We start from the raw sequence: 21,934 nt of genomic DNA on the forward strand, positions 1-21,934 counted from the left end.
GATGGACGATCTCACCCGAATGAGCGCCGCCGACCTCGCGTCCGCCCTCGCGTCCGGTGACGTCTCCGCCGTGGAAGCCACGCGCGCGCACCTGCAGCGCATCGAGGAGGTCGACGGCGATGTGCACGCCTTCCTCCACGTCAGCGATCACGCCGTCGACGTCGCCGCGGACATCGACCGTCGACGCCGCGCCGGCGAAGAGCTCGGCGCGCTCGCGGGGGTTCCGCTCGCGGTCAAGGACGTCCTCGTCACCACCGACATGCCATCGACGAGCGGCTCCCGCATCCTCGAGGGTTACATGTCGCCGTACGACGCGACGGTCGTCGCCAAGGCCCGCGCGGCCGGTCTCATACCGATCGGCAAGACGAACATGGACGAGTTCGCCATGGGCTCCTCCACCGAGCACAGCGCCTACGGCCCCACGCGCAACCCCTGGGACCTCGATCGGATCCCCGGCGGATCCGGCGGCGGCTCTGCCGCCGCCGTCGCCGCGTTCGAGGCCCCGCTGGCACTCGGCTCCGACACGGGCGGCTCGATCCGTCAGCCCGCACACGTGACGGGCACGGTGGGTGTGAAGCCGACTTACGGCGGCGTCAGCCGCTATGGAGCGATCGCTCTGGCGTCGTCCCTCGACCAGGTGGGCCCCGTCACTCGGACGGTGCTGGACGCGGGTCTCCTGCACGACGTCATCGGCGGCCACGATCCGAACGACTCCACGTCGCTCACGGACACCTGGCCGTCGTTCGCGGAGGCCGCGCGGGCCGGAGCCTCGGGTGCCTCCCTCGCGGGTCTGCGCATCGGGGTCATCCGCGAACTGCCGCAGAGCGGGTTCCAAGCGGGAGTATGGGCGGCGTTCCAGGACGCGCTGACGACGCTGGAGACACAGGGCGCGGAGATCGTCGACATCAGCGCCCCGCACTTCGAGTACGGCGTCGCCGCCTACTATCTGATCCTCCCTGCGGAGGCGTCGAGCAACCTCGCGAAGTTCGACTCCGTGCGATTCGGCCTCCGGGTGGACGTTCCCCGCGGTACGGTCGAGGACGTCATGGCCGCGACGCGCGAAGCCGGCTTCGGCGACGAGGTCAAGCGACGCATCATCCTCGGCACCTATGCACTCTCGGCGGGGTACTACGACGCCTACTACGGCTCGGCCCAGAAGGTGCGCACGCTCATCCAGCAGGACTTCGCCGAGGCCTTTGCGCAGGTCGACGTCATCGCGACGCCGTCCGCCCCGACCACGGCGTTCCGACTCGGCGAGAAGATCGACGATCCGCTGCAGATGTACCTCAACGACATCACGACCATCCCGGCGAACCTCGCCGGGGTCCCCGGGATCTCGGTGCCGGCGGGACTCGCTGCCGAAGACTCCCTGCCCGTGGGGGTGCAATTCCTCGCGCCGGCGCGTGAGGACGCGCGCCTGTACCGCGTGGGCGCCGCCGTGGAGACGTTGTTGACGGAGAAGTGGGGTGGTGCGCTCCTCGACCGCGCCCCGCACCTGGGTTCCGCGAAGGAAGGGAACCGCTGATGGCCAAGGCCGCACTCATGGATTACGACGAGGCGATCGAGCGCTTCGAGCCCGTGCTGGGCTTCGAGGTGCACGTCGAACTCAACACCCGGACGAAGATGTTCTCGTCGGCTCCGAACCCGGCGCACTCCGAGAATCACGACGCCGCTCCGAACACCTTCGTCGCGCCGGTCGACATGGGCCTCCCGGGCGCGCTCCCCGTGGTCAACGAGACCGCGGTGAGGTTCTCGATCAGCCTCGGACTCGCGTTGGGCTGCGAGATCGCGACGTCCTGCCGCTTCGCGCGGAAGAACTATTTCTATCCCGACCTGGGCAAGAACTACCAGATCTCCCAGTACGACGAGCCCATCGCCTTCGAGGGCTCCGTGGACGTCGAGCTCACCGACGGCACGATCGTCTCCGTGCCGATCGAGCGGGCGCACATGGAGGAGGATGCCGGCAAGCTCACGCACATGGGCGGGTCGACCGGCCGCATCCAGGGTGCCGAGTATTCGCTCGTCGACTACAACCGTGCCGGCGTACCGCTCGTGGAGATCGTGACGAAGCCCATCTTCGGAGCGGAGGGCCGGGCGCCGGAGATCGCGCGGGCCTACGTGCAGACGATCCGCGACATCGTGCTCTCCCTCGGGATCTCGGAAGCGCGCATGGAACGCGGGAATCTGCGTTGCGATGCGAACGTCTCGCTCCGCCCCCGTCGCGGACCGGGGGAGGACCCCGCTCCGCTCGGGACCCGGACGGAGACGAAGAACGTCAACTCGATGCGGTCGGTCGAGCGCGCCGTCCGCTACGAGATCCAGCGACAGGCGGCGATCCTCGCCGCGGGCGGAACGATCACGCAGGAGACCCGTCACTGGCACGAGGACACCGGGACCACCTCGCCGGGCCGTCCGAAGTCGGATGCCGACGACTACCGTTACTTCCCCGAGCCCGACCTGCTCCCCGTCGTCCCGGCCCGGGAGCTCGTGGAGGATCTGCGGGCCGCTCTCCCGGAATCGCCCGCCGTTCATCGGCGCCGTCTGAAGGACGCCTGGGGCTTCACCGATCTGGAGTTCCAGGACGTCGCCAACGGCGGACTCCTCGTCGAGGTGGAAGCCACGGTGGCGGCCGGCGCCTCACCTGCGGCAGCGCGGAAGTGGTGGACCGGCGAGATCACCAGGGTCGCGAACGCGGCGGGTCGCGAGCCCGCCGATCTGATCGCACCGGCATCGGTGGCGGATCTCCAGCGCCTCGTCGACGCGGGGACGCTCACCGACAAGCTCGCCCGTCAGGTCTTGGAGGGCATGATCGCCGGCGAGGGGACCGCCGAGGAGGTCGTCGCCGCCCGCGGGCTCGCCGTCGTCTCCGACGACGGGGCCCTGCTCGCGGCGATCGACGAGGCCCTCGCCGCCCAGCCCGATGTCCTCGCGAAGATCCGTGACGGCAAGGTGCAGGCGGCCGGTGCGGTCATCGGTGCGGTGATGAAGGCGATGCGCGGCCAGGCGGATGCCGCGCGGGTCCGAGAACTGGTCCTGGAGCGCGCGCAGAGCTGACACCGGCATCCGCCTCCCGAGGGGCGGACCGCGCGGATCGCGCATCGCGGAGAGAAGGGCTTCATGGGACGGGGGGACGGCACCGGAAGGCTCGTCTCGACGACGGATGCCGACGACAGCGGCACCGGCATCCTCCACGTCGACATGGACGCCTTCTATGTCGCCGTCGCGCAGAGACACGACCCCTCTTTGCGCGGGAAGCCGGTCATCATCGGCGCGCCGGAGAGTCGGTCGGTCGTCTCCAGCGCGTCCTACGAGGCGCGCCGATACGGCGTGCGCTCCGCAATGCCCGTCGGCCAGGCCCTGCGGCTGTGCCCGACCGCGCTCGTGGTTCCCCCGGACTTCCCGCGGTACCTCTCCGCGTCGGCGGAGGTCATGGCGATCTTCCGCGACGTCACACCGCTCGTGGAGCCGCTGTCGATCGACGAGGCGTTCCTCGACGTGCGCGGGGTGAGGCGCCTCTGGGGCACCCCCGGGCACATCGCGCGCACGCTGCGTGCGCGGGTCCTCGACGACACCGGTCTGACGTGCTCGATCGGCGTCGCCGCGACCAAGCACGTCGCGAAGATGGCCTCGACCATCAGCAAGCCCGACGGGCTGCTCATCGTGCGCGACGTCGACACCGACGCCTTCCTCGCGCCCCGTCCCGTCGGAGCCCTCTGGGGCGTCGGCCCGAAGGCGACCGAGACCCTCCTCGCGCGGGGGATCCGCACCATCGGGGACGCCCGCGCGACGCCCCGTCCGGTGCTCGATCGCGCGCTCGGCCCCGCGATGGGGGAGCGCGTGTGGAACCTGGCGCGCGGAATCGACCCGAGGGAGGTCCACACCGATCGGGTCGAGAAGAGTATCGGACACGAGGAGACGTTCGACAGCGACATCGCCGACCGGGGGATCCTCAGGACCGAGGTCCTGCGGCTCGCCGATCGCGTCGCCGCGCGTCTGCGAGCCGGCGGCTGGGAGGCCTCGACGGTGTCCCTGAAGCTCCGCTTCGCGGATTTCACCACCCTCACGCGGTCGATGACTCTTCCCGATCCGTCTCATGTCGGTCAACGGCTCGGCGAGGCCGGGCACACGCTCCTCGACGCGATCGACCTCCGCCAGAGCGTCCGCCTCATCGGGTTGCGCGCGGAACGTCTGCTCCCCGCAGGTTCGACGGCGCCCGCGCTCTGGGACGCCGATGAAGACTGGCGGCGTGTCGACGCCGCTCTCGACACCGCCACCGCGCGCTTCGGGCGCGGAGCGATCACCCGAGCCACCCTCCTCGGCCCCGCACCCGGCGGCCGCACCCTTCCCTCGAACCCCCGCCCGGAGCATCGACCGCCGGACTGAGGGTGGGCAGCACCCGCGTGCCGGGGTAGCGTGGAGGACATGTCCAACATCGCGATCGAACTCGCCAAGCAGTCCGCCGCCCTCGGCGTCACGAGCGTCTACGGCGAACAGCAGGACGTCGACGGAGTCCGCCTGATCCCCGTCGCCCTGACGTGGACCGGCTTCGGCGGCGGCGCAGACGAGTCCGGCAACGGCGGCGGAGGGGGCGGGGGATACGCGATCCCGGTCGGCGCGTACATCCGTCGCGGAGATGACCTGCGCTTCGAGCCGAACCTCGTGTCGCTCCTCGCGGTGGCGATCCCCTTCGTCTGGGTCGCGGGCCGTGCGCTCAGCCGTGTCATCCGCGCCCTCAAGAAGTAGCGCCGATCCCCTCCGCGCGGCGTTGGACCGGGCGGCCGACGCCGTCCTCGGTGCCATGGCGGGGCTGGACGCGACCAACCCGGTGATCATGATCGACGGACGCAGCGGCGCCGGGAAGACGACGCTCGCGCGTCTGATCCGCGCCCGTTGGCCTCGTCGTGATCGTGTGCAGGAGGTCGCCCTCGACGCGATGTATCCGGGATGGGACGGATTGGACGCCGGTGTCGATGCGGCGCGTGAGCAGATCCTCGTCCCCCATGCGCGTGGCCTCGTCGGGGTCTGGCGTCGCTGGGATTGGGAGGTCGGCGCGCACGCGGAGGCGTACGCCGTGGATCCGGCGCTTCCCCTCGTGATCGAAGGCTGCGGAATCCTGACACCGGCGACGGCGCGCTTGGGCGACATCAGGGTGTGGGTCGAGGCTCCGGCCGCGGCCCGCAAGGCGCGGGCGCTGGGGAGAGACGGGGACGCCTACCGGCCGCACTGGGAGCGCTGGGCGCGTCAGGAGGAGCGTCACCTGCGCCGGGATGCTCCGGAGGCTCTCGCCACCCATGTGATCGCCGTTCCGTGAGGGCTCACGGGCGCGGATCATCCAGGACGGCGACCAGTCCGTCGAGGCGGTACCCGAGCCATTCGTAGACGCCGAAGCGGGGATCCTCCTCCGCATCGCCCTCCGGTGACCCGTCGAACACGCCCAGGCGCTCGGCCAGCACGAGCCGGACGGCCGCGAGGGTGCGCAGCCACGCATCGACCTCGTCCGGCGGCAGCGTCAGCGCCACGCTCTCGCGGAGCACGGCATCCGTCGGGTGGTCCGGCAGCGTCGCCGGTTCGTGCAGCCGCGTCAGGACGACGCCCGCGTCGAGCCGGCGACGATCCAGGAGATCGTTCTCGGTCATCGCGCGGAACTCCGCCGCTGCGTCGGCGTCGTCCGCGTAGCCGTCGGGTGTGATCCGCCCCAGCGCCGGGTCGTCGCCCGCCGTGTCGCGGGATTCGAGAAGATCGACGAACTGCGAGATCAACGTCGTCATGTGCGCCGCCTCGATCCGTGTGATCTCCATGATCACGGTGCGCTCAGTCATGCGGCTCTCTCCTCACGGTGGCCCACAGTCCGTACTCATGGAGCGCCCGCGCATGCAGCTCCATCTGCTCGCGCGGGCCCTCCGCCACAACGGCGTGCCCGTCGTTGTGCACCGCCAGCATGAGGCGTTCGGCGACGGACGGGGAGAAGCCGAAGTACCGGCGGAACACGTGGGTCACGTAGGACATCAGATTCACCGGGTCGTCCCACACCACGGTCTGCCACGGTCGTTCCGGCGCACCGCGCGTGTCCTCGGCGGTGTCGATCTCGGCGGCGGGAAGGGTGGCGGACACCATCATGCCCATCCCAGTTCGTGCAGGCGTTCGTCGTCGATCCCGTAGAAGTGGGCGATTTCGTGGACGAGCGTCGTGTGCACTTCGTCGCGCAGCTCGTCCATGTCGCCGCACGCGGCCAGGTGCGGTTCGCGGTACACGATGATCCTGTCGGGCAGCTCGCCCACTCCGTAGCGGTCGCGCTCGGTCAGGGCCCAGCCGTCGTAGAGCCCGAGCAGATCGAGGGAGCCGTCCTCGGGTCGATCTTCGACCACGAAGACGACGTTGTCGAGGCCTGCGACCATGTCGTCGGGAAGGCGATCGAGCTCGTCGACCACAAGGCGCTCGAAATCCTCCACGCCCAGGTACAGACTCATCGCGGGCTCCCGAAAGTGCACACACGCACGTACTTGGGGTGAGTAACGGGACTTGAACCCGCGACCCCCTGGACCACAACCAGGTGCTCTACCAACTGAGCTATACCCACCATGTCTCCCGCCTGCGCGGGCAACTGAAAGATTCTCTCACACTCCCGAGGCGAACGAAGACACCACCGAGGAGGCGACCGCGCGCGCCCCGTCGCTGGTGGGACCGGGCTCGGGCACGAAGACGGCCTGGCGGTAGTAGGCGAGCTCCCGGATCGACTCGAGGATGTCGGCGAGAGCCCGGTGACCGCCGTCCTTCGCCGGCGCATGGATGTAGGCGCGGGGATACCACCGGCGGGACAGCTCCTTGATGCTGGAGACGTCCACGTTGCGGTAGTGCAGCCACCGGTCGACGCGGGGCATGTATCGGGCGAGGAACATCCTGTCGGTGCCGATGGTGTTGCCGGCCAGCGGCGCCTTCCCTTCGACCGGCGCGTACTTCTGGATGTACTCGAGGACCTGGAACTCCGCCTCGGCCACGGAGACGCCGTTCGGGATCTCGTCGAGAAGTCCGGAGGAGCGGTGCATCGAGGTGACGAACTCGTTCATGTGCGCGAGGGCCGAGTCGTTCGGCCTGATGACCACATGGAATCCCGGATGCAGGGGGCGCAGCTCGAAGTCCGTGACGACGACGGCGATCTCGACCAGTTCGTCGACGGAGGTGTCGAGTCCCGTCATCTCGCAGTCGATCCACACCAGGCGGTCGTTCTCGGCTGTCCCCACCGTGTCACCGGTCCTTCCGCGGCCTGGACGAGGCCGATCGTCGCGCCACGGACCATCGCCCGAGCACCCGTACGCCCCCCCGGGAGGATTCGAACCCCCGACCTTGCGGGTAGAAACCGCTCGCTCTGTCCCCTGAGCTACGGAGGGAAAGGTGATGCCAGGTTATCGGGTCGTCCCGACACCGCGTGCATCTGGCGCAACCCGCGCGGCAGGCGTAGCTTCTGATCAGACGTGGAGAAGGGAAATCGACGATGATCACCACCCACCCCCCTCGGGCCCTGTGGGTCGCGTTCGGATCCCGCGGCGTCGTCGGGAGCATCCGCAAGGATGCGGACGGCTACACCGTGACGATGGCCGGCGCCACCGAGATCACCGGAACGTATCCGTCGATGGAGATCGCCAAGAGCGCACTGCACGCGAAGATGCGCCCGGGGAGCGATTGGCCGCACTTCGAGGAGCACTGAGCCCACGTCGAGCCGGCACGAACCGGATCCGCCACGACGACCGGATCCGATCCACCAGAGCGATCGAGGCGTGGACGGCGGGACCGATGGTCACGGCGAACACAACCGTCCCGATGCCGACCGAGCCGCCGAGCACGAGACCGATGAGCAGCACGGTGGACTCGACCCCGGCGCGGCATGCCCAGAGCGGCCACCCGAACCGCGCATTCAGCCCGGTCATGAGGCCGTCGCGGGGTCCCGGACCGAGGCGCGCGCCGATGTAGATCCCCGACGCCAGCCCGATGACGGCGACCCCGCCGACGAGGAAGGCCGCCTGACCCGCCGGGTTCGTGGGGGAGGCGAGGAACCCGAGGGAGATCTGAAGCGTCGTCCCCACGAGGGCGATGTTCGCGATCGTGCCGAGACCCGGGCGTTGCCGCAGCGGGATCCACAGCAGAAGCACGGCGAGGCCCACGAGATTCGTCACCCACCCGATCCCCCAGCCGGTCTGCACGGAGATGCCCTGAGCGAGGACGGTCCACGGGTCCACGCCGAGACCCGCGAGGACGATCAGTGCGCATCCGAATCCATACAGGACGAGGCCGGAGACGAGGGCGACGAGTCGAGCGGTCATTCCATCAGTTGATCGCACGATTGGACTGCGCGCACCGGGCCACTTCGCATAAAGTGGCCCGATGGACTCCCGCATCTCCTCGAGGGCGCTCGCGGCCGCGCTCGGTGGATGGCGTGCCCGCGAACCGGCCTACGAGGCACTCGCCGACGGCATCCGGCTGCTGTGCCTGGACAATCGACTCGCGCCACGGACGACGCTGCCCGCGGAGCGGGATCTCTCCGCCGCACTCGGCGTGAGCCGGGCGACAGTGGCCTCCGCCTACCGGAGCCTTCGAGACTCCGCGCACATCGCGAGTCACCGGGGCTCGGGGAGCGTGACGCTCCCGCTGCCCCGTCGAACGCCCGCGAGGAGCGACACGCACGACGGACTGATCGATCTGCAGCAGGCGAGCCCCGCGGCATGGCCGGGCCTCGCCGCCGCCTTCGCCGAGGCCGCGGCTGACATCCCCTCCCTCGCAGCGCGCCCCGGCTACGACCTGATCGGCATGGATGCTCTGCGCGCCGCCGTCGCCGAGGCGTACACCGCCCGCGGCGTCCCGACGACGGTCGAGCAGGTCATGATCACCGCGGGCGCGCAGAGTGCGATCCACCTGATCGCCAGCGTGGTCGTCGGTCGCGGGGACCGCGTCGTGATGGAGACCCCGACGTATCCGCACGCCGCGGACGCGTTCCGCCAGGCCGGCGCACGTCTGGTCGGTGTTCCGGTGACCACGGATGCCGGGTGGGACATGGATCGCCTCATCCAGACGTTCGAACGGACGGCGCCGGTGGCCGCCTACCTCATGCCCGATTTCCAGAACCCGACGGGGCGATCGATGACGTCCTCCGATCGGGCCGTGACCTTCGAGGCCGCGCAGCGCGCCGGAACCCTGCTCATCCTCGACGAGACCACCGCGGACCTCGACATCGACCGCGGGCCGCTCGACCCGGGCTTCGTCGAGGAGGACGCGGATCTCGTCGTGCGCGTCGGTTCGCTCGGCAAGACTGTCTGGGGCGGACTGCGGGTGGGGTGGATCCGCGCGGCGGCTCCGGTCCTCCGTCGTCTCGTCGCCGCACGACCGGCACGGGACCTGGGCACGCCGGAGTTCGAGCAGGCCGTCGCGGCACGCGTACTTTCGCACTACCCCGAGGTCACCGCCCAGCGCGCGGAGCTGCTGCGCCTCGGGAGGGACACGGTCACCGCGCAGATCTCCGGGCGACTTCCGCAATGGCGGGTGCCTCCCGTGCACGGCGGCGTGTCCCTGTGGGTCGCCCTCGATGCTCCGCTCAGCGCGGCGCTCGTGATGCAGGCGCGGGCCGAGGGGCTCCTGCTGTCGGCGGGGCCGAGGTTCTCCCTCGATGGAGGCCACGAGCGTCACCTGCGCGTGCCGTTCACCGCGGACGCGACCACCCTTGCGCGCGCCGTCGACGTCCTCGCCGGCGCATGGGAGCGCGTGGTCGCGGGCGTGCCCACGACCGGCCACGCGGCGTTGGACGCCGTGGTCTGAACCGCCCTCGCCGCGTCTGCCGCGCACCGTCGCCCCTCCTCCCCAGGAACGAGATCGCGCACACGATCCCCAGATCGGGGAGGTTCCGCTCACGCGGACGGGGAGACCGCGCAGTGTGGTCGACAACCGTTCCCGCGACTCCCGTGGGGCGGATCGTCTCGGACCCGGAAGAGGACACCATGACCGCGCAGATCACGCTCGTCGGCAACATCGCCACACCGCCCCAGCTCAAGACCCTGCCCTCCGGGCTCACGATCACCACCTTCCGACTCGCGTCGAGCCAGCGCCGTTTCGACCAGTCGAGCGGCGGATGGGTGGACGGCGAGCGGAGCTTCTTCACCGTGTCGGCCTACCGCCGGCTGGCGGAGCACGTTCATCGTTCCCTGAACAGGGGCGACCGGGTCGTCCTGACCGGACGCGTGAAGGTGAGGGAGTGGGAGAACGATTCCGGAAGGGGCACCGCGGTGGAGATCGACGCCGAGGCGATCGGTCCCGACCTCATGTGGGGCACCACCGTGTTCCAGCGCGACGGGGCGCCGCAGGGCGCGGCCCCGGCATCATCCGACACCTGGGCGGTTCCGGGTGGCGGCGATGTCGTCGGCGGAGGTTCGGACGCGGGCCCGCGCGGCTCCGCCACATCCGGGGAGTGGCCGACGGCCGAGCCCGGTGCGGCGCTGGCGAAGGACGCGCGAGAGCTGGAGGGAACACCGTTCTGACGCCGGGCGCCACGGCGGGGCGATCTAGACTCCCAGAGTGTCCCGATTCCGTCGCGAGCCGTCCCGCATGCCCCTCCGCCGTCGCGGCATCGGCCTCGGGCTGGTCCTGAGCGTCGCGGTCCTCAGCGGCTGCGTCCCCGAGCCGGTGCCGGTCCCGACTGCCGAGCCCGAGCCGTCTCCGACCGTCACCGCGAGCGAGACCGTCGCCCCGCCGGTGGATGCCTTGATTCCGGATGGTTCGGCCGAGGACAATCTGCCGTTCTTCTCCTCGATCGTCGGGCAGGTCTGGGCCTCGGACTCTCAGGAGTCCGGGCGCGCGTACGTCGACGCACTCGTCGCCGCCGGCTTCGACAAGGCCGCGATGCAGGTCACGGAGGACCTGTCGACGGTCGGGAATCGCGCCGAGTCTCTCCAGTTCTCGGTGCGATGGGGGCAGCAGTGCCTCGTCGGTCAGGTCGGCCCGGCGACAGGGGAACCCTTCTCCACCGTCACGGACGTGGTCGGCGACGGCGCCTGCCTGCTCGGTCAGACCCGGCCCATCGACTGGTGAGCCCCGCACCGGCCGGTAGGCTGGGGCGCTGACGCTCGCACGGCAAGGAGAGGGAACAGACATGGCTGAGTACATCTACTCCATGGTTCGCGCACGCAAGGCGGTGGGCGAGAAGCTCATCCTCGACGACGTGACCATGGCGTTCCTTCCCGGCGCCAAGATCGGCATGGTCGGGCCGAACGGCGCGGGGAAGTCGACGATCCTCAAGATCATGGCGGGCCTGGACACCCCCTCCAACGGCGAGGCGAAGCTCAGCCCCGGCTTCACCGTCGGCATTCTCATGCAGGAGCCCGAGCTCGACGATGCCAAGACCGTGCTGGAGAACATCCAGGAGGGAGTGGCGATCAAGGCCAAGCTCGACCGGTTCAATGAGATCTCCGCCCTGATGGCCGATCCGGATGCCGACTTCGACGCCCTGCTGGCGGAGATGGGCACCCTGCAGGAGGAGATCGACGCAGCCGACGCGTGGGACCTGGACTCCCAGCTGGAGCAGGCCATGGACGCCCTGCGGACCCCGCCCGGGGACGCGGACGTGTCCAACCTCTCCGGTGGTGAGCGCCGCCGCGTCGCGCTGGCGAAGCTGCTGCTGCAGAAGCCTGACCTGCTGCTCCTCGACGAGCCGACCAACCACCTCGATGCCGAGAGCGTCCTCTGGCTCGAGCAGCACCTCCAGAAGTATCCCGGTGCCGTGATCGCCATCACCCACGATCGCTACTTCCTCGACAACGTCGCGGAATGGATCGCGGAGGTCGACCGCGGGCGCCTGATCGGCTACGAGGGCAATTACTCGACCTATCTGGAGAAGAAGGCCGAGCGCCTCGCCATCCAGGGCAAGAAGGACGCCAAGCTCGCCAAGCGGCTCGCCGAGGAGCTCGACTGGGTCCGCTCCAACCAGAAGGGGCGCCAGGCGAAGTCGAAGGCACGCCTGGCGCGGTACGAGGAGATGGCGTCCGAGGCCGAGCGCACTCGCAAGCTCGACTTCGAGGAGATCCAGATCCCGGCGGGCCCGCGCCTGGGCAACGTCGTGATCGAGGCCAAGAAGCTCAAGAAGGGCTTCGACGGCCGTTCGCTCATCGACGGCCTCAGCTTCAGCCTGCCTCCGAACGGCATCGTCGGCGTCATCGGTCCGAACGGCGTCGGCAAGACCACGCTGTTCAAGACCATCGTCGGGCTCGAGAGCCTCGACGGCGGGGACCTGAAGATCGGCGAGACCGTGAAGATCAGCTACGTCGACCAGTCGCGTGGCAACATCGATCCCGAGAAGTCGCTGTGGGAGGTCGTCTCCGACGGACTCGACATCATCACGGTCGGGAAGACCGAGATCCCCTCGCGCGCCTACGTCTCCAAGTTCGGATTCAAGGGGCCGGACCAGCAGAAGAAGGCCGGCGTGCTCTCCGGTGGTGAGCGCAACCGTCTGAACCTCGCACTCACCCTGAAGGAGGGCGGAAACCTCCTCCTCCTCGACGAGCCGACCAACGACCTCGACGTGGAAACCCTGCAGAGCCTCGAGAACGCGCTCCTGGAATTCCCCGGCTGCGCGGTCGTGATCACCCACGATCGGTGGTTCCTGGACCGCATCGCCACGCACATCCTCGCCTACGAGGGCACCGAGGAGCACCCGGACCGGTGGTACTGGTTCGAGGGCAACTTCGAGGCCTACGAGGAGAACAAGGTCGAGCGTCTCGGACCGGATGCCGCCAAGCCCCACCGTTCGGCCTACCGCAAGCTCACCCGTGACTGACATCTCCGCGGAGACCGGCCGGCTGCACATCCCGATCGCGCTCCGATGGGGTGATCTCGACGCCTTCAACCACGTCAACAATGCGGCGATGCTGAAGCTCCTCGAAGAGGCGCGCGTCCGTGCGTTCTGGCGCCCGGCGGCAGGGGAGACCGCCCCCCCGACGGCGATCCTGGATTCCGGCATCCACAGCGGAGTGCTCACCCTGGTCGCCCGTCAGGAGATCGAATACACCGCACCGGTTCCCTACCAGCGGCATCCGCTGGATGTCCAGATGTGGTTCGGGAGCCTGGGCGGCTCGAGCATCGAGGTCTGCTACGAGGTGTGCTCTCCGCGGGAGATCGCCGGTGATCCGACGGTGTACGCGCGGGCGACGACGATCGTCGTCAAGGCGGATGCCGCCTCGGGGCGCCCGCTGAAGCTCAGCGCGCACGAGCGGGCGACGTGGGAGCCGTTCGTGGGCCCGCCCATCGTCTACGCCCGGCGGCGCTGACCGGTCAGTCGGCGGGGGCGCGGACCATGATCTCCTGCGCGACGCTCGCAAGAAGCGTGCCGCTTCGCGTGAAGATGCGACCCGTGGACAGCCCGCGACCGCCGCGCGCGCTCGGGGACTCCTGAACGTAGAGGAGCCAGTCGTCCGCGCGGCCCGGGCGGTGCCACCACATGGCGTGGTCGAGGCTGGCGACCTTGAGACCCGGCGTGATCCAGGGCAAGCCGTGGGCGCGCAGGACGGGTTCCTGGATCGTCAGGTCGCTCAGGTAGGCCAGGGCGGCGGCGTGCAGTCGGGGATCGTCCCCGATCGGACGGCGCAGCTTCATCCACACGGCCTGTCGGGGCACGTGCGCGCCCTCCACCCGGAGATACACCGGCGACGGGACATGACGGACCTCGACCGGCCGATCCGCGAGAAGCCGCTGCGACATCGGGTGCGAACCGCGCAGGTGCTCCTCGATCGCGGGCAGATCCTCGGGCGCCGGGACGTCGGTCGGGGGAGCGGCAGCATGGTCGAGTCCGGGATCGACATCCTGGAACGAGGCGATCATCGAGAAGATCGGCACCCCTTCCTGGAAGGCCTGCGTCCTGCGGGTCGAGAACGAACGCCCGTCGTGGATGCGATCCACCGCGAACGTGATGTCTCTCCTCGAGTCGCCCGGCCGGAGGAAATAGCCGTGCATGGAGTGGATCAGACGGTCCTCCGCGATCGTGCGCGAAGCCGCCACCATCGCCTGAGCCAGCACCTGACCCCCGAAGACGCGTCCGAGCGGCATCGACTGGGAACGGCCGACGAAGATGTCCTCCGTGGTCCGGGCATCCGATCCGGAGAGGTCGAGCACCGCGAGCATCGAGCCCACGGGATCGGGATCGGCGGGGTCCTGAGCGGGCGGGGCGTCGTCGGTCACTCCGGTAGTTTAGGTCGGATGTCCCCCCGCCTGATGTTCCCCGATCCGCTCGCGGTCGCCGATGTCCTGACCTTCTCCGGACGCGCCGCCGCCCTCGGTGACGGAAACGTGCGTCTGAAGGCCGAGAACGGCGTCCTCGTGCTGTCCTCGGCACCGTTGGCGCCGCGGACGTTGCTGGACACCACGCCCACGGTCCTCGGGATGCGCGCGGTCGAGGTCGATGCCGAGCTCGTCTGCGACCTCGTGGTGGACGCCGCGGCTCTCGCGGCCGATGCCGGCGACTCCCGTGCGATCGTCCTCCCGGAGACCGCCCGGACGGCGCCGTGGGCGGGGATATCCGCGCCCGCCGGCGGATGGACGCGGATCGGGGCGCTCCCCGCCTCCGTCCTGGCCGCGCGGGCGCAGTGGGGGATCGCCGCCGTGGCGGAATCCATGCCCGCAGACCCCGGTGAGGATATCGTCCACACCGTGCGAGCGGCGGTGTGGGGCGAATCCGACACCGCCCTGCTCGACGTCGCGCGCGGTTGCGCGTTCGCGGCCTTCGCCCTCGGCTTCATCGCGGGCGAGGAGGAGGTGGCGGTGCGGACCGCGGGACCCTGGACGCGGCTGTCGTTCGCCCGCGGACACGTCCTCGTGCGCGGTTCCCGCCCGCCGGGACTCGGACCCGTGCGGAGCACCGGCTCGAGTGGCGCGCTCTGATCAGTCGCGATCGAAGGTGTTGACCATCGCGTGCGCCGCCCGGTCGAGGTAATCCCACAGGACCTCCTCGTGCATCGGTGACAGCTCCAGCGAATCCACCGCGTCCCGCATGTGGCGCAGCCACCGCTCGCGCGCATCGGGATTGACCCGGAACGGCGCGTGACGCATCCGCAGCCGCGGGTGCCCGCGTTGCGCGCTGTAGGTGCCCGGGCCGCCCCAGTACTGCTCCAAGAACAGCAGCAGACGCTCTTCCGCGGGGCCCAGGTCCTCTTCCGGGTACATCGGGCGCAACACCTCATCCTCGGCGACGCCCTCGTAGAACCGGCGCACCAGGCGCACGAAGGTCGGGTGTCCGCCGACCTGCTCGTAGAAGCTCGTGGGGGAGTCGGCGTCCGGCGTCGCCGAACCGTTCGGGGGAGTGATCATGACGGTCCGTCTTCCTTCGGCGCCTCGGGCTTGAGCTTGGGTCGCCACTTCGGTCGGGGGGCGGGCACCTCGTCGGTCGCGGGCGCGAGAGGATTCGGACGGGTGCGCGGCGGATTGGCCCCGCGCACCCTCTGCGCGCCCTCGATACCGGTGAGGACCACGGAATTCAGCTGCGGGACGGTCAGCCCCATCCCCTCGATCGCGCGCTTCAGGCGGACGCGGAGCTCCCGGCCCACGTCGTCCTTGGCGTTCGCGCGGGTCTTCATCACCAAGCGGATGATCAGCGTGTCGCCCGCGACCGATTCCAGACCCCAGACCTCCGGCTTGTCGACCATCCGGGTCCGCCACTTCGGATCCTTCGCCAGGGCCTTGGCCGTGTCGAGCATCGTCGCCTCGACCTCGTCGATGTCGGCGTCCGCCGGCACGGCGACATCGATGATCACGCGCGACCATCCCTGAGAGAGGTTGCCGATCCGGAGGATCTCGCCGTTGCGCACGTACCAGAGCGTGCCGTTGGCGTCCCGTACGTGCGTCACGCGAACGCTGACGAACTCCACGATGCCGGTCGCGAGCCCGAGGTCGACCACGTCGCCGATCCCCACCTGGTCCTCCGCGACGATGAAGATGCCGTTGAGGACGTCCTTGACGATGTTCTGCGCGCCGAATCCGAGCCCGGCGCCGACGGCGGCGGTCAGGAGCGTCAACGACCCCAGGGCGTTCGGCGCGAAGACGTTGACGATCAGCAGCAGCGCGATCACCACGATCGCGACGTTGACGATGTTGTGCAGGATCGACCCGAGCGTGCGTGTGCGCTGCACGACCCGCACCGACGCGAGCGGAGACCGCTCGAGCGCCTGCGTGTCGTCCACATTGGCCTTGGACTTCGCGCCGCCGACGATTCGGTCGACCACCCTCCGGATCACGATCCGGAGGATCCAGGCGAGCAGGAGTGCCCCGACGATGATCCCGACCGCCGCGATAAGGTTGCTCCCGGCCTCGCTCAGGAAGGCGAGGATGTCGGTCCACCACTCCGGCGTGAGCGGAGCCTCGGGCGGCGCCTCCTCAGCGGCGAGCAGGGAAACGAACGGCATCATCGTCCCGAGTGTAGATCGTGCGCCGATCACCGGCCGTCGCGATCCTGCGCCGCCAGAGCCCGCTCGACGCCGGCGAGGTTCTCCTGAACCAGGCGTCGCAGTGCGGGCGGGGCGTCCCGGTGTTCCGTCAGCCATGCACGCGTCGCGTCGCGCAACGCCACATCGGCCAGCGGCGCCGGGTACAGCCCCACCACCAGATACTGAGCGATCTGATAGCTGCGCGACTCCCAGACCGGCAGAAGCATCTCGAAGTAGGGCGCCACCCACTCCGCGAGTACCTCGGTCCCGGCCGGGTGCACGAACCCGGCGGCCGCGGCGCGGATGATCGTGTTCGGTGCGTCCCGACGGGCCACGAGCCGCTCCCACGCGCCGGACTTCGCGGCGGACGTCGGCATCGCGGCCTTGGCCTGTGCCGCGAACTCGCCGCCCTTGGCCGTGTTGTCGGCGTCCAGAGCCTGATCGACGGCGGACTCGTCTGCCCGGCCGCCTGCGGCGAGGGAGACCAGAAGCGCCCAGGCGAGATCGGTGTCGACGGACAGCCCGTCGATGACGAGGGATCCGTCCCGCAGTCCCGCCACGCGGTCCCACTGGGCCGGAGTCGCCGCGGCGGAAGCGAATGCGGTCGCGAACTGGAGCTGGCTGTCGCTGCCGGCTTCCGCGCTCTCGAGGAGCGCCCACAGCCCTTCGGCCACGCGCTCGCGGGTGGCCGCGCGCGCGTCCGGGGAGACATAGGAGTTCGCGGCGAGCTGGAGCTGCGCGAGCGTCGTGCGAACGGTCGTGGACTCCGTCTCGGACCCGATGTTGCGCAGGACCAGGTCGACGTAGTCGGACGCCGCGGTCTCGGCATCCCGCGTCTGATCCCAGGCCGCGCCCCAGACCAGCGACCGCGCCAGGGGGTCCCTGATGTCCCGGAGGTGGTCGATCGCCGTGGCGAGGGATCGCGCGTCGAGGCGGATCTTCGCATAGGCGAGGTCGTCGTCGTTGAGGAGGACCAGATCCGGACGGCGGCGCCCCTTCAACTCGGGCACCTCGGTGAGGTCACCGTCGACGTCGAGCTCGAGGCGGTGGACGCGCACCAGCGCGCCGTCCTGGAGGTCGTAGAAGCCCACGGCGAGGCGGTGCGGGCGGATGGTGGGGTAGTCCGCGGGCGCGGTCTGGACGATCGCGAAACGCGTGATCACGCCATCCGCATCCGTCACGATCTCGGGCGACAGGGTGTTGACCCCGGCCGTCTCCAGCCACTTCTTCGACCAGCCGGTCAGCTCCCGCCCGCTGGTGGCTTCGAGCTCGACGAGGAGGTCAGACAGCTCCGTGTTGGACCACTCGTTCTTGCGGAAGTAGGCGCCCACGCCGGCGAAGAAGGCGTCGATGCCGACCCAGGCCGCGAGCTGCTTGAGGACCGATCCGCCCTTGGCGTAGGTGATGCCGTCGAAGTTGACCTGCACGTCCTCGAGATCGTTGATCTCAGCGACCACGGGGTGCGTCGAGGGGAGCTGGTCCTGGCGATAGGCCCACGTCTTCTCCATCGCGTTGAACGTGGTCCAGGCTTCGGTCCACTCCGTCGCCTCGGCGGTGGCGATGGTCGAGGCCCACTCCGCGAAGGACTCGTTGAGCCACAGTCCATCCCACCACTTCATGGTGACGAGGTCGCCGAACCACATGTGGGCGAGCTCGTGGAGGATCGTCACGACGCGACGCTCGCGTACCGCGTCGGTCACCTTGGACCGGAAGACGTACGTCTCGGTGAAGGTCACCGCTCCCGCGTTCTCCATGGCACCGGCATTGAACTCCGGGACGAAGAGCTGGTCGTACTTGGCGAAGGGGTAGGGGTAGCCGAACTTCTCCTCGAAGTAGGCGAAGCCCTGACGGGTCTTGTCGAAGACGTAGTCCGCGTCGAGGTGCTCCCACAGGCTCTTGCGCGCGTACACGCCCAGCGGGATCTCCCGGCCGTCGGAGCTGGTGAGGCTCGAGAAGACCGACGCGTACGGTCCGGCGACCAGGGCGGTGATGTAGGAGGAGATCCGCGGCGTCGGCTCGAACCGCCACGTCGCCCGCCCGTCCCCGTGGTCCTCGGGGGTGGGGGTGGGCGAGTTGGAGACGACCTTCCACGCCGCGGGGGCGGTCACGGTGAACCGGAAGGAGGCCTTCAGATCCGGCTGCTCGAAGACCGCGTACATCCGACGCGAGTCGGGCACCTCGAACTGCGAGTAGAGGTAGACCTCTTCGTCGACCGGATCGACGAAGCGATGCAGGCCCTCGCCGGTGTTGGTGTACTCGCAGTCCGCGTCGATGATGAGCTCGTTGTCCGCGGCGAGATCGGACAGTGCGATCCGCGAGTCCGCGAAGGCCACGGCGGCATCGATCGATCGCCCGTTGAGCGTGATCTCCCGAACGCTGCGTGCGATGAGGTCGATGAAGGTGGAGGCGCCGGGGGTGGCCGCGAAGCGGACCGTGGTCCGTGAGCCGAACACCTCGGGTCCCGTCGTCAGGTCCAGGATCACGTCGTAGGACGCGGTGTCGACGATCGCGCGGCGCTCCTGCGCCTCCAGTCGGGTGAGGTTCTCTCCAGGCACTGTGGTTCTGCTCCCATGGGTGAGGGTGAGGGGGACCGCGCCGGCGCTGCTGGCTCCGACGGCAACCGTGCCAGCCTACGCCAGCAGACGGCGCCACCCCCCGTACACGGTGAGAGGATTGCCGGGTGAGTTCGACTGAGCAGCTGGTCTCGTACGCCTCGGATGCTGCGGCATCCGGCCCCGCCCACGTCGAGGTCCCCGTGGCCTACGACGCCATCCTCCTCGCCGGGTTCGGAGGACCCGAGGGGCAGGAGGACGTGATCCCGTTCCTGCGCAACGTCACGCGCGGCCGCGGGATCCCGGACGAACGCCTCGAAGAGGTGGCCCATCACTACCGTCACTTCGGTGGCGTCAGCCCCATCAACGCGCAGAACCGTGCGTTGAAGGCCGCCCTCGAGGAAGAGCTCGCCCGGCGCGGGCTCCGCCTCCCGGTGTACTGGGGGAACCGCAACTGGGCGCCCTACCTCGCCGACGCCGTCACCGAGGCGGCGGATGCCGGGCACACCACGCTCCTGGGCCTGGCGACGAGCGCCTACTCGTCCTTCTCCAGCTGCCGCCAGTACCGCGAGGACTTTGCCCGCGCGCTCGAGGACTCCGGACTCGCCGACACCGTCACGATCGACAAGGTGCGCCAGTACTTCGACCACCCGGGCTTCGTGCAGCCGTTCATCGACGGCGTGCGGGACGCGGTGGCGGGATTCGTCGCCGACGGCGTCCCGGCGGCATCCGTGCACGTGCTGTTCTCCACGCACAGCATCCCCACCGCCGACGCGCAGCGTTCCGGCCCCCGCGAGGGCGACCCCCGCCACCGTGACTTCGGCGAGGGCGGAGCGTACGCCGCTCAGCACCTGGCCGTCGCGGAGGTCGTCATGGCGGCCGTCGCCGCGGAGTTCCCCGAGGCCGCGGACGTCCCGTGGGAGCTGGTCTACCAGTCGCGCTCGGGCCCGCCCACGCAGCCCTGGCTGGAACCGGACGTGTGCGACGTCATCGAGGAGCTGCCCGGTCGCGGAGCCCGGGCCGTCGCCATCGTCCCGGTCGGATTCATGAGCGACCACATGGAGGTCATGTGGGATCTGGACACCGAGGCGCTCGAGGCCGCGGAAGCGGCGGGTCTCCGCGCCGTCCGCACGCCGACGCCCGGCATCGACCCGGTCTTCGTGTCCGGGCTCGTGGACCTGGTCGAGGAGCGGCTGAACGGCACGCCCGCGGGAGACCGCCCGCACAAGACGGATCTGGGGCCCTGGTTCGACGTCTGCCGGACCGCGTGCTGCGAGAACGTCCGTGCGGGCTTCAAGCCCGCCGCGTCAGGGCTGAAACCGTGACCGGTCGACGGTTCCCGGCTCTCTAGGATGAGGCCCATGCGTATCCACATCGCCACCGATCACGCCGGGTTGGAGTTCTCCACCCAGCTGCAGCATCACCTCGCCGAGCAGGGTCACGAGGTCATCGACCACGGGCCGCTGGACTACGACCCGCTCGACGACTACCCCGCCTTCTGCATCCGCGCCGCCCAGGCGGTGGTCCGCGACCAGGAGTCCGGGATCGCGGCCCTCGGTGTGGTCTTCGGCGGTTCCGGCAACGGCGAGCAGATCGCGGCGAACAAGGTGCACGGAGTGCGCGCCGCGCTGGCGTGGAGTCTTGCGACGGCCGAGCTCGCGCGGGAGCACAACGACGCGAACGTGATCGCGATCGGCGCCCGTCAGCACACCTTCGCCGAGGCCGCATCCTTCATCGACACCTTCATCGCGACGCCGTTCTCGGGGGAGGAGCGTCATGTGCGTCGCATCGGGCAGCTCGCCGCCTACGAGATCGACGGCTCCCTCGCGCCGGATCCGCGGGCGGACACGTCGGCCGCGGACGTCCTCGACGCACCGAACAGCTCTTTCGACCCCGAGGCGGGCTGAACCGGATGCCGGAGGGGCACTCCGTCCACCGCATCGCCCGGCAGTTCGCGCGGAACTTCGTCGACCAGACCGTCGCCGCGTCGAGTCCTCAGGGCCGCTTCGCCGACGGCGCCGCCCTCCTGGACGGTCGGCGCATGATGACGGTGCGCGCGGTCGGCAAACAGATGTTCGCCGAGTTCACCGATGACGTGTGGCTTCGCGTGCACCTCGGGATGTACGGGGCTTGGGACTTCGCCGGCGAGATCGAGGCGGACCCCACCATCGCCGCGGCGAACGGCCGTATGGGACAGACCAATCAGCGGGGCGTCCCCATGGAGGAGCCGATCCTCGACGAGGCGGGGGAGAACTCGCTCGCCTCGATCGGTGCGCCGCGGCGCGCACGCGTCCACGTGCGGATGTCGGAACAGACCACCGGGCTCGCCGACGGGGACGCGGACTTCCCCCCGTCGGTGGTCGGACAGGTGAGGCTCCGCCTGCTCACGGAGCGGACGTGCGCGGATCTCCGCGGCCCGACCGCGTGCCAGATCCAGGATCCCGACGAGGTGCTCGCCTCCATCGCGAAACTCGGTCCCGATCCTCTCGTGGGAGACCCTCGCGAGGGGGAGGATCGTTTCGTGGCGGTCGCGTCCCGCAAGCCCACCGCGATCGGTCTCGTGCTCATGGACCAGGCCGTCGTCAGCGGGATCGGCAACGTGTACCGCGCCGAGCTCCTCTTCCGCGCGCGCCTGAATCCGCACACGCCCGCTCGAGACGTTCCCGTCGAGCTGTTGCGCGAGCTGTGGCGTGACTGGGTCCGACTTCTCGCGATCGGCGTCGAGACGGGCCAGATGATGACGATGGACGATCTGTCCCCCGAGGATCACCGTCGCGCGATGGCGCATCGCGACGATCGTCACTGGGTCTACCACCGCGCCGGCCTGCCGTGTCGCGTGTGCGGGACGAATGTGGTCGCGGAGGAGGCGGCGGGCCGCAAGCTCTACTGGTGCCCGTCCTGCCAGGCATGAGCGGGCGGGACTCGTAGGCTGAGCGGATG

23 protein-coding genes and 2 tRNA genes are annotated in these 21,934 nt (G+C 69.8%); 14 read left to right on the plus strand and 11 right to left on the minus strand.

Going from position 1 to position 21,934, the window contains the following annotated elements; genetic code table 11:
* The first annotated feature begins 1 nt into the window (after position 1).
* The 5 genes from gatA (at position 2) to AB0O93_RS04800 (ending at position 5,311) form a co-directional block, all read left to right on the plus strand.
* The gene (gene gatA / locus AB0O93_RS04780; protein ID WP_363341844.1) at positions 2-1,525 is read left to right on the plus strand and encodes an Asp-tRNA(Asn)/Glu-tRNA(Gln) amidotransferase subunit GatA; all 1,524 of its coding nucleotides are present in this window, start codon (positions 2-4) and stop codon (positions 1,523-1,525) included.
* Complete coding sequence (gene gatB, locus AB0O93_RS04785) at positions 1,525-3,054, plus strand: Asp-tRNA(Asn)/Glu-tRNA(Gln) amidotransferase subunit GatB (RefSeq protein WP_363341071.1); 1,530 nt, start codon at positions 1,525-1,527, stop codon at positions 3,052-3,054. Before gatA ends, gatB begins: the two co-directional genes overlap by 1 nt.
* Positions 3,055-3,117: 63 nt before the next feature.
* The gene (gene dinB, locus AB0O93_RS04790; RefSeq protein ID WP_363341073.1) at positions 3,118-4,383 is read left to right on the plus strand and encodes a DNA polymerase IV; all 1,266 of its coding nucleotides are present in this window, start codon (positions 3,118-3,120) and stop codon (positions 4,381-4,383) included.
* A gap of 39 nt (positions 4,384-4,422) precedes the next feature.
* Positions 4,423-4,743 carry a hypothetical protein gene (locus AB0O93_RS04795; RefSeq protein ID WP_363341075.1) on the plus strand — a complete coding sequence of 107 codons (321 nt, stop codon included), beginning with the start codon at positions 4,423-4,425 and terminating at the stop codon, positions 4,741-4,743.
* A 22-nt stretch (positions 4,744-4,765) separates the two neighbouring features.
* Positions 4,766-5,311 (plus strand): hypothetical protein, encoded by a 546-nt coding sequence (locus tag AB0O93_RS04800; protein WP_363341077.1) that lies wholly within the window; start codon positions 4,766-4,768, stop codon positions 5,309-5,311.
* A gap of 4 nt (positions 5,312-5,315) precedes the next feature.
* Here the strand turns inward: AB0O93_RS04800 and AB0O93_RS04805 are convergent, their stop codons facing one another.
* The 7 genes from AB0O93_RS04805 to AB0O93_RS04835 all read right to left on the minus strand — a co-directional run bounded on the left by AB0O93_RS04805 (position 5,316) and on the right by AB0O93_RS04835 (position 8,315).
* Complete coding sequence (locus tag AB0O93_RS04805; RefSeq protein WP_363341079.1) at positions 5,316-5,819, minus strand: DUF2017 family protein; 504 nt, start codon at positions 5,817-5,819, stop codon at positions 5,316-5,318.
* Complete coding sequence (clpS, locus tag AB0O93_RS04810; protein WP_363341081.1) at positions 5,812-6,123, minus strand: ATP-dependent Clp protease adapter ClpS; 312 nt, start codon at positions 6,121-6,123, stop codon at positions 5,812-5,814. The genes AB0O93_RS04805 and clpS overlap by 8 nt, the downstream gene beginning before the upstream one ends.
* Positions 6,114-6,467 (minus strand): metallopeptidase family protein, encoded by a 354-nt coding sequence (locus AB0O93_RS04815; RefSeq protein WP_053548298.1) that lies wholly within the window; start codon positions 6,465-6,467, stop codon positions 6,114-6,116. The genes clpS and AB0O93_RS04815 overlap by 10 nt, the downstream gene beginning before the upstream one ends.
* Positions 6,468-6,501: 34 nt before the next feature.
* A tRNA-His gene (locus AB0O93_RS04820) sits at positions 6,502-6,577 on the minus strand.
* 37 nt (positions 6,578-6,614) lie between these two features.
* Positions 6,615-7,238, minus strand: a complete 624-nt coding sequence (gene orn / locus AB0O93_RS04825) for an oligoribonuclease (protein ID WP_363341083.1) — start codon at positions 7,236-7,238, stop codon at positions 6,615-6,617.
* Between the two features lie 74 nt (positions 7,239-7,312).
* Positions 7,313-7,385 (minus strand) — tRNA-Arg (locus tag AB0O93_RS04830).
* 222 nt (positions 7,386-7,607) lie between these two features.
* Positions 7,608-8,315, minus strand: coding sequence for a hypothetical protein (locus tag AB0O93_RS04835; RefSeq protein ID WP_363341085.1), 708 nt, complete (start codon positions 8,313-8,315; stop codon positions 7,608-7,610).
* Between the two features lie 61 nt (positions 8,316-8,376).
* Here AB0O93_RS04835 and AB0O93_RS04840 point away from each other — a divergent pair, with 61 nt between their 5' ends.
* The 5 genes from AB0O93_RS04840 (at position 8,377) to AB0O93_RS04860 (ending at position 13,298) form a co-directional block, all read left to right on the plus strand.
* Positions 8,377-9,801 carry a PLP-dependent aminotransferase family protein gene (locus AB0O93_RS04840; protein ID WP_363341087.1) on the plus strand — a complete coding sequence of 475 codons (1,425 nt, stop codon included), beginning with the start codon at positions 8,377-8,379 and terminating at the stop codon, positions 9,799-9,801.
* Between the two features lie 179 nt (positions 9,802-9,980).
* Complete coding sequence (gene ssb / locus AB0O93_RS04845) at positions 9,981-10,517, plus strand: single-stranded DNA-binding protein (RefSeq protein WP_363341089.1); 537 nt, start codon at positions 9,981-9,983, stop codon at positions 10,515-10,517.
* 37 nt (positions 10,518-10,554) lie between these two features.
* On the plus strand, positions 10,555-11,067 hold the full coding sequence (locus AB0O93_RS04850) for a hypothetical protein (RefSeq protein WP_363341091.1): 513 nt from the start codon (positions 10,555-10,557) through the stop codon (positions 11,065-11,067).
* 61 nt (positions 11,068-11,128) lie between these two features.
* Positions 11,129-12,808: an energy-dependent translational throttle protein EttA gene (gene ettA / locus AB0O93_RS04855; RefSeq protein ID WP_363341093.1), complete on the plus strand. Its 1,680-nt coding sequence runs from the start codon at positions 11,129-11,131 to the stop codon at positions 12,806-12,808.
* 1 nt (position 12,809) lies between these two features.
* Complete coding sequence (locus AB0O93_RS04860) at positions 12,810-13,298, plus strand: thioesterase family protein (RefSeq protein WP_363341846.1); 489 nt, start codon at positions 12,810-12,812, stop codon at positions 13,296-13,298.
* A gap of 4 nt (positions 13,299-13,302) precedes the next feature.
* Here AB0O93_RS04860 and AB0O93_RS04865 read toward each other — a convergent pair whose 3' ends face one another.
* Positions 13,303-14,148 carry an acyl-CoA thioesterase II gene (locus AB0O93_RS04865; RefSeq protein WP_363341847.1) on the minus strand — a complete coding sequence of 282 codons (846 nt, stop codon included), beginning with the start codon at positions 14,146-14,148 and terminating at the stop codon, positions 13,303-13,305.
* 75 nt (positions 14,149-14,223) lie between these two features.
* Here AB0O93_RS04865 and AB0O93_RS04870 point away from each other — a divergent pair, with 75 nt between their 5' ends.
* Positions 14,224-14,904 carry a hypothetical protein gene (locus tag AB0O93_RS04870; RefSeq protein ID WP_363341095.1) on the plus strand — a complete coding sequence of 227 codons (681 nt, stop codon included), beginning with the start codon at positions 14,224-14,226 and terminating at the stop codon, positions 14,902-14,904.
* Here AB0O93_RS04870 and AB0O93_RS04875 read toward each other — a convergent pair whose 3' ends face one another.
* Genes AB0O93_RS04875 through pepN form a run of 3 tightly spaced genes read right to left on the minus strand, consistent with a single transcriptional unit; the run spans position 14,905 to position 18,997 of the window.
* The gene (locus tag AB0O93_RS04875; RefSeq protein ID WP_363341097.1) at positions 14,905-15,330 is read right to left on the minus strand and encodes a globin; all 426 of its coding nucleotides are present in this window, start codon (positions 15,328-15,330) and stop codon (positions 14,905-14,907) included. It abuts the gene before it with no gap.
* A complete protein-coding gene (locus AB0O93_RS04880) occupies positions 15,327-16,424 on the minus strand; it encodes a mechanosensitive ion channel domain-containing protein (RefSeq protein ID WP_363341099.1) in 1,098 nt (365 codons plus the stop codon). The genes AB0O93_RS04875 and AB0O93_RS04880 overlap by 4 nt, the downstream gene beginning before the upstream one ends.
* Positions 16,425-16,450: 26 nt before the next feature.
* Complete coding sequence (gene pepN / locus AB0O93_RS04885; RefSeq protein ID WP_363341101.1) at positions 16,451-18,997, minus strand: aminopeptidase N; 2,547 nt, start codon at positions 18,995-18,997, stop codon at positions 16,451-16,453.
* A gap of 125 nt (positions 18,998-19,122) precedes the next feature.
* Between pepN and AB0O93_RS04890 the strand changes: the two genes are divergently transcribed.
* From AB0O93_RS04890 to AB0O93_RS04900, 3 genes are read left to right on the plus strand one after another with little or no spacing between them, the layout of a single operon-like run.
* Positions 19,123-20,319, plus strand: coding sequence for a ferrochelatase (locus tag AB0O93_RS04890; protein WP_363341103.1), 1,197 nt, complete (start codon positions 19,123-19,125; stop codon positions 20,317-20,319).
* 36 nt (positions 20,320-20,355) lie between these two features.
* The gene (locus AB0O93_RS04895) at positions 20,356-20,901 is read left to right on the plus strand and encodes a ribose-5-phosphate isomerase (protein WP_363341105.1); all 546 of its coding nucleotides are present in this window, start codon (positions 20,356-20,358) and stop codon (positions 20,899-20,901) included.
* Positions 20,902-20,906: 5 nt separating this feature from the next.
* Complete coding sequence (locus tag AB0O93_RS04900) at positions 20,907-21,905, plus strand: DNA-formamidopyrimidine glycosylase family protein (RefSeq protein ID WP_363341107.1); 999 nt, start codon at positions 20,907-20,909, stop codon at positions 21,903-21,905.
* The last annotated feature ends 29 nt before the right edge of the window (positions 21,906-21,934 follow it).

Source organism: Microbacterium sp. NPDC077184, from assembly GCF_040687055.1.
Lineage (GTDB): Bacteria > Actinomycetota > Actinomycetes > Actinomycetales > Microbacteriaceae > Microbacterium.

Bases quoted from the DNA above. Each gene is read 5' to 3' on its own strand.
- gatA (WP_363341844.1), top strand. From the start codon at position 2: ATGGACGATCTCACCCGAATGAGCGCCGCCGACCTCGCGTCCGCCCTC.
- gatB (WP_363341071.1), top strand. From the start codon at position 1,525: ATGGCCAAGGCCGCACTCATGGATTACGACGAGGCGATCGAGCGCTTC.
- dinB (WP_363341073.1), top strand. From the start codon at position 3,118: ATGGGACGGGGGGACGGCACCGGAAGGCTCGTCTCGACGACGGATGCC.
- AB0O93_RS04795 (WP_363341075.1), top strand. From the start codon at position 4,423: ATGTCCAACATCGCGATCGAACTCGCCAAGCAGTCCGCCGCCCTCGGC.
- AB0O93_RS04805 (WP_363341079.1), bottom strand. From the start codon at position 5,819: ATGACTGAGCGCACCGTGATCATGGAGATCACACGGATCGAGGCGGCG.
- clpS (WP_363341081.1), bottom strand. From the start codon at position 6,123: ATGGGCATGATGGTGTCCGCCACCCTTCCCGCCGCCGAGATCGACACC.
- AB0O93_RS04815 (WP_053548298.1), bottom strand. From the start codon at position 6,467: ATGAGTCTGTACCTGGGCGTGGAGGATTTCGAGCGCCTTGTGGTCGAC.
- AB0O93_RS04835 (WP_363341085.1), bottom strand. From the start codon at position 8,315: ATGACCGCTCGACTCGTCGCCCTCGTCTCCGGCCTCGTCCTGTATGGA.
- AB0O93_RS04840 (WP_363341087.1), top strand. From the start codon at position 8,377: ATGGACTCCCGCATCTCCTCGAGGGCGCTCGCGGCCGCGCTCGGTGGA.
- ssb (WP_363341089.1), top strand. From the start codon at position 9,981: ATGACCGCGCAGATCACGCTCGTCGGCAACATCGCCACACCGCCCCAG.
- ettA (WP_363341093.1), top strand. From the start codon at position 11,129: ATGGCTGAGTACATCTACTCCATGGTTCGCGCACGCAAGGCGGTGGGC.
- AB0O93_RS04865 (WP_363341847.1), bottom strand. From the start codon at position 14,148: ATGCTCGCGGTGCTCGACCTCTCCGGATCGGATGCCCGGACCACGGAG.
- AB0O93_RS04870 (WP_363341095.1), top strand. From the start codon at position 14,224: ATGTCCCCCCGCCTGATGTTCCCCGATCCGCTCGCGGTCGCCGATGTC.
- AB0O93_RS04875 (WP_363341097.1), bottom strand. From the start codon at position 15,330: ATGATCACTCCCCCGAACGGTTCGGCGACGCCGGACGCCGACTCCCCC.
- AB0O93_RS04880 (WP_363341099.1), bottom strand. From the start codon at position 16,424: ATGATGCCGTTCGTTTCCCTGCTCGCCGCTGAGGAGGCGCCGCCCGAG.
- AB0O93_RS04895 (WP_363341105.1), top strand. From the start codon at position 20,356: ATGCGTATCCACATCGCCACCGATCACGCCGGGTTGGAGTTCTCCACC.
- AB0O93_RS04900 (WP_363341107.1), top strand. From the start codon at position 20,907: ATGCCGGAGGGGCACTCCGTCCACCGCATCGCCCGGCAGTTCGCGCGG.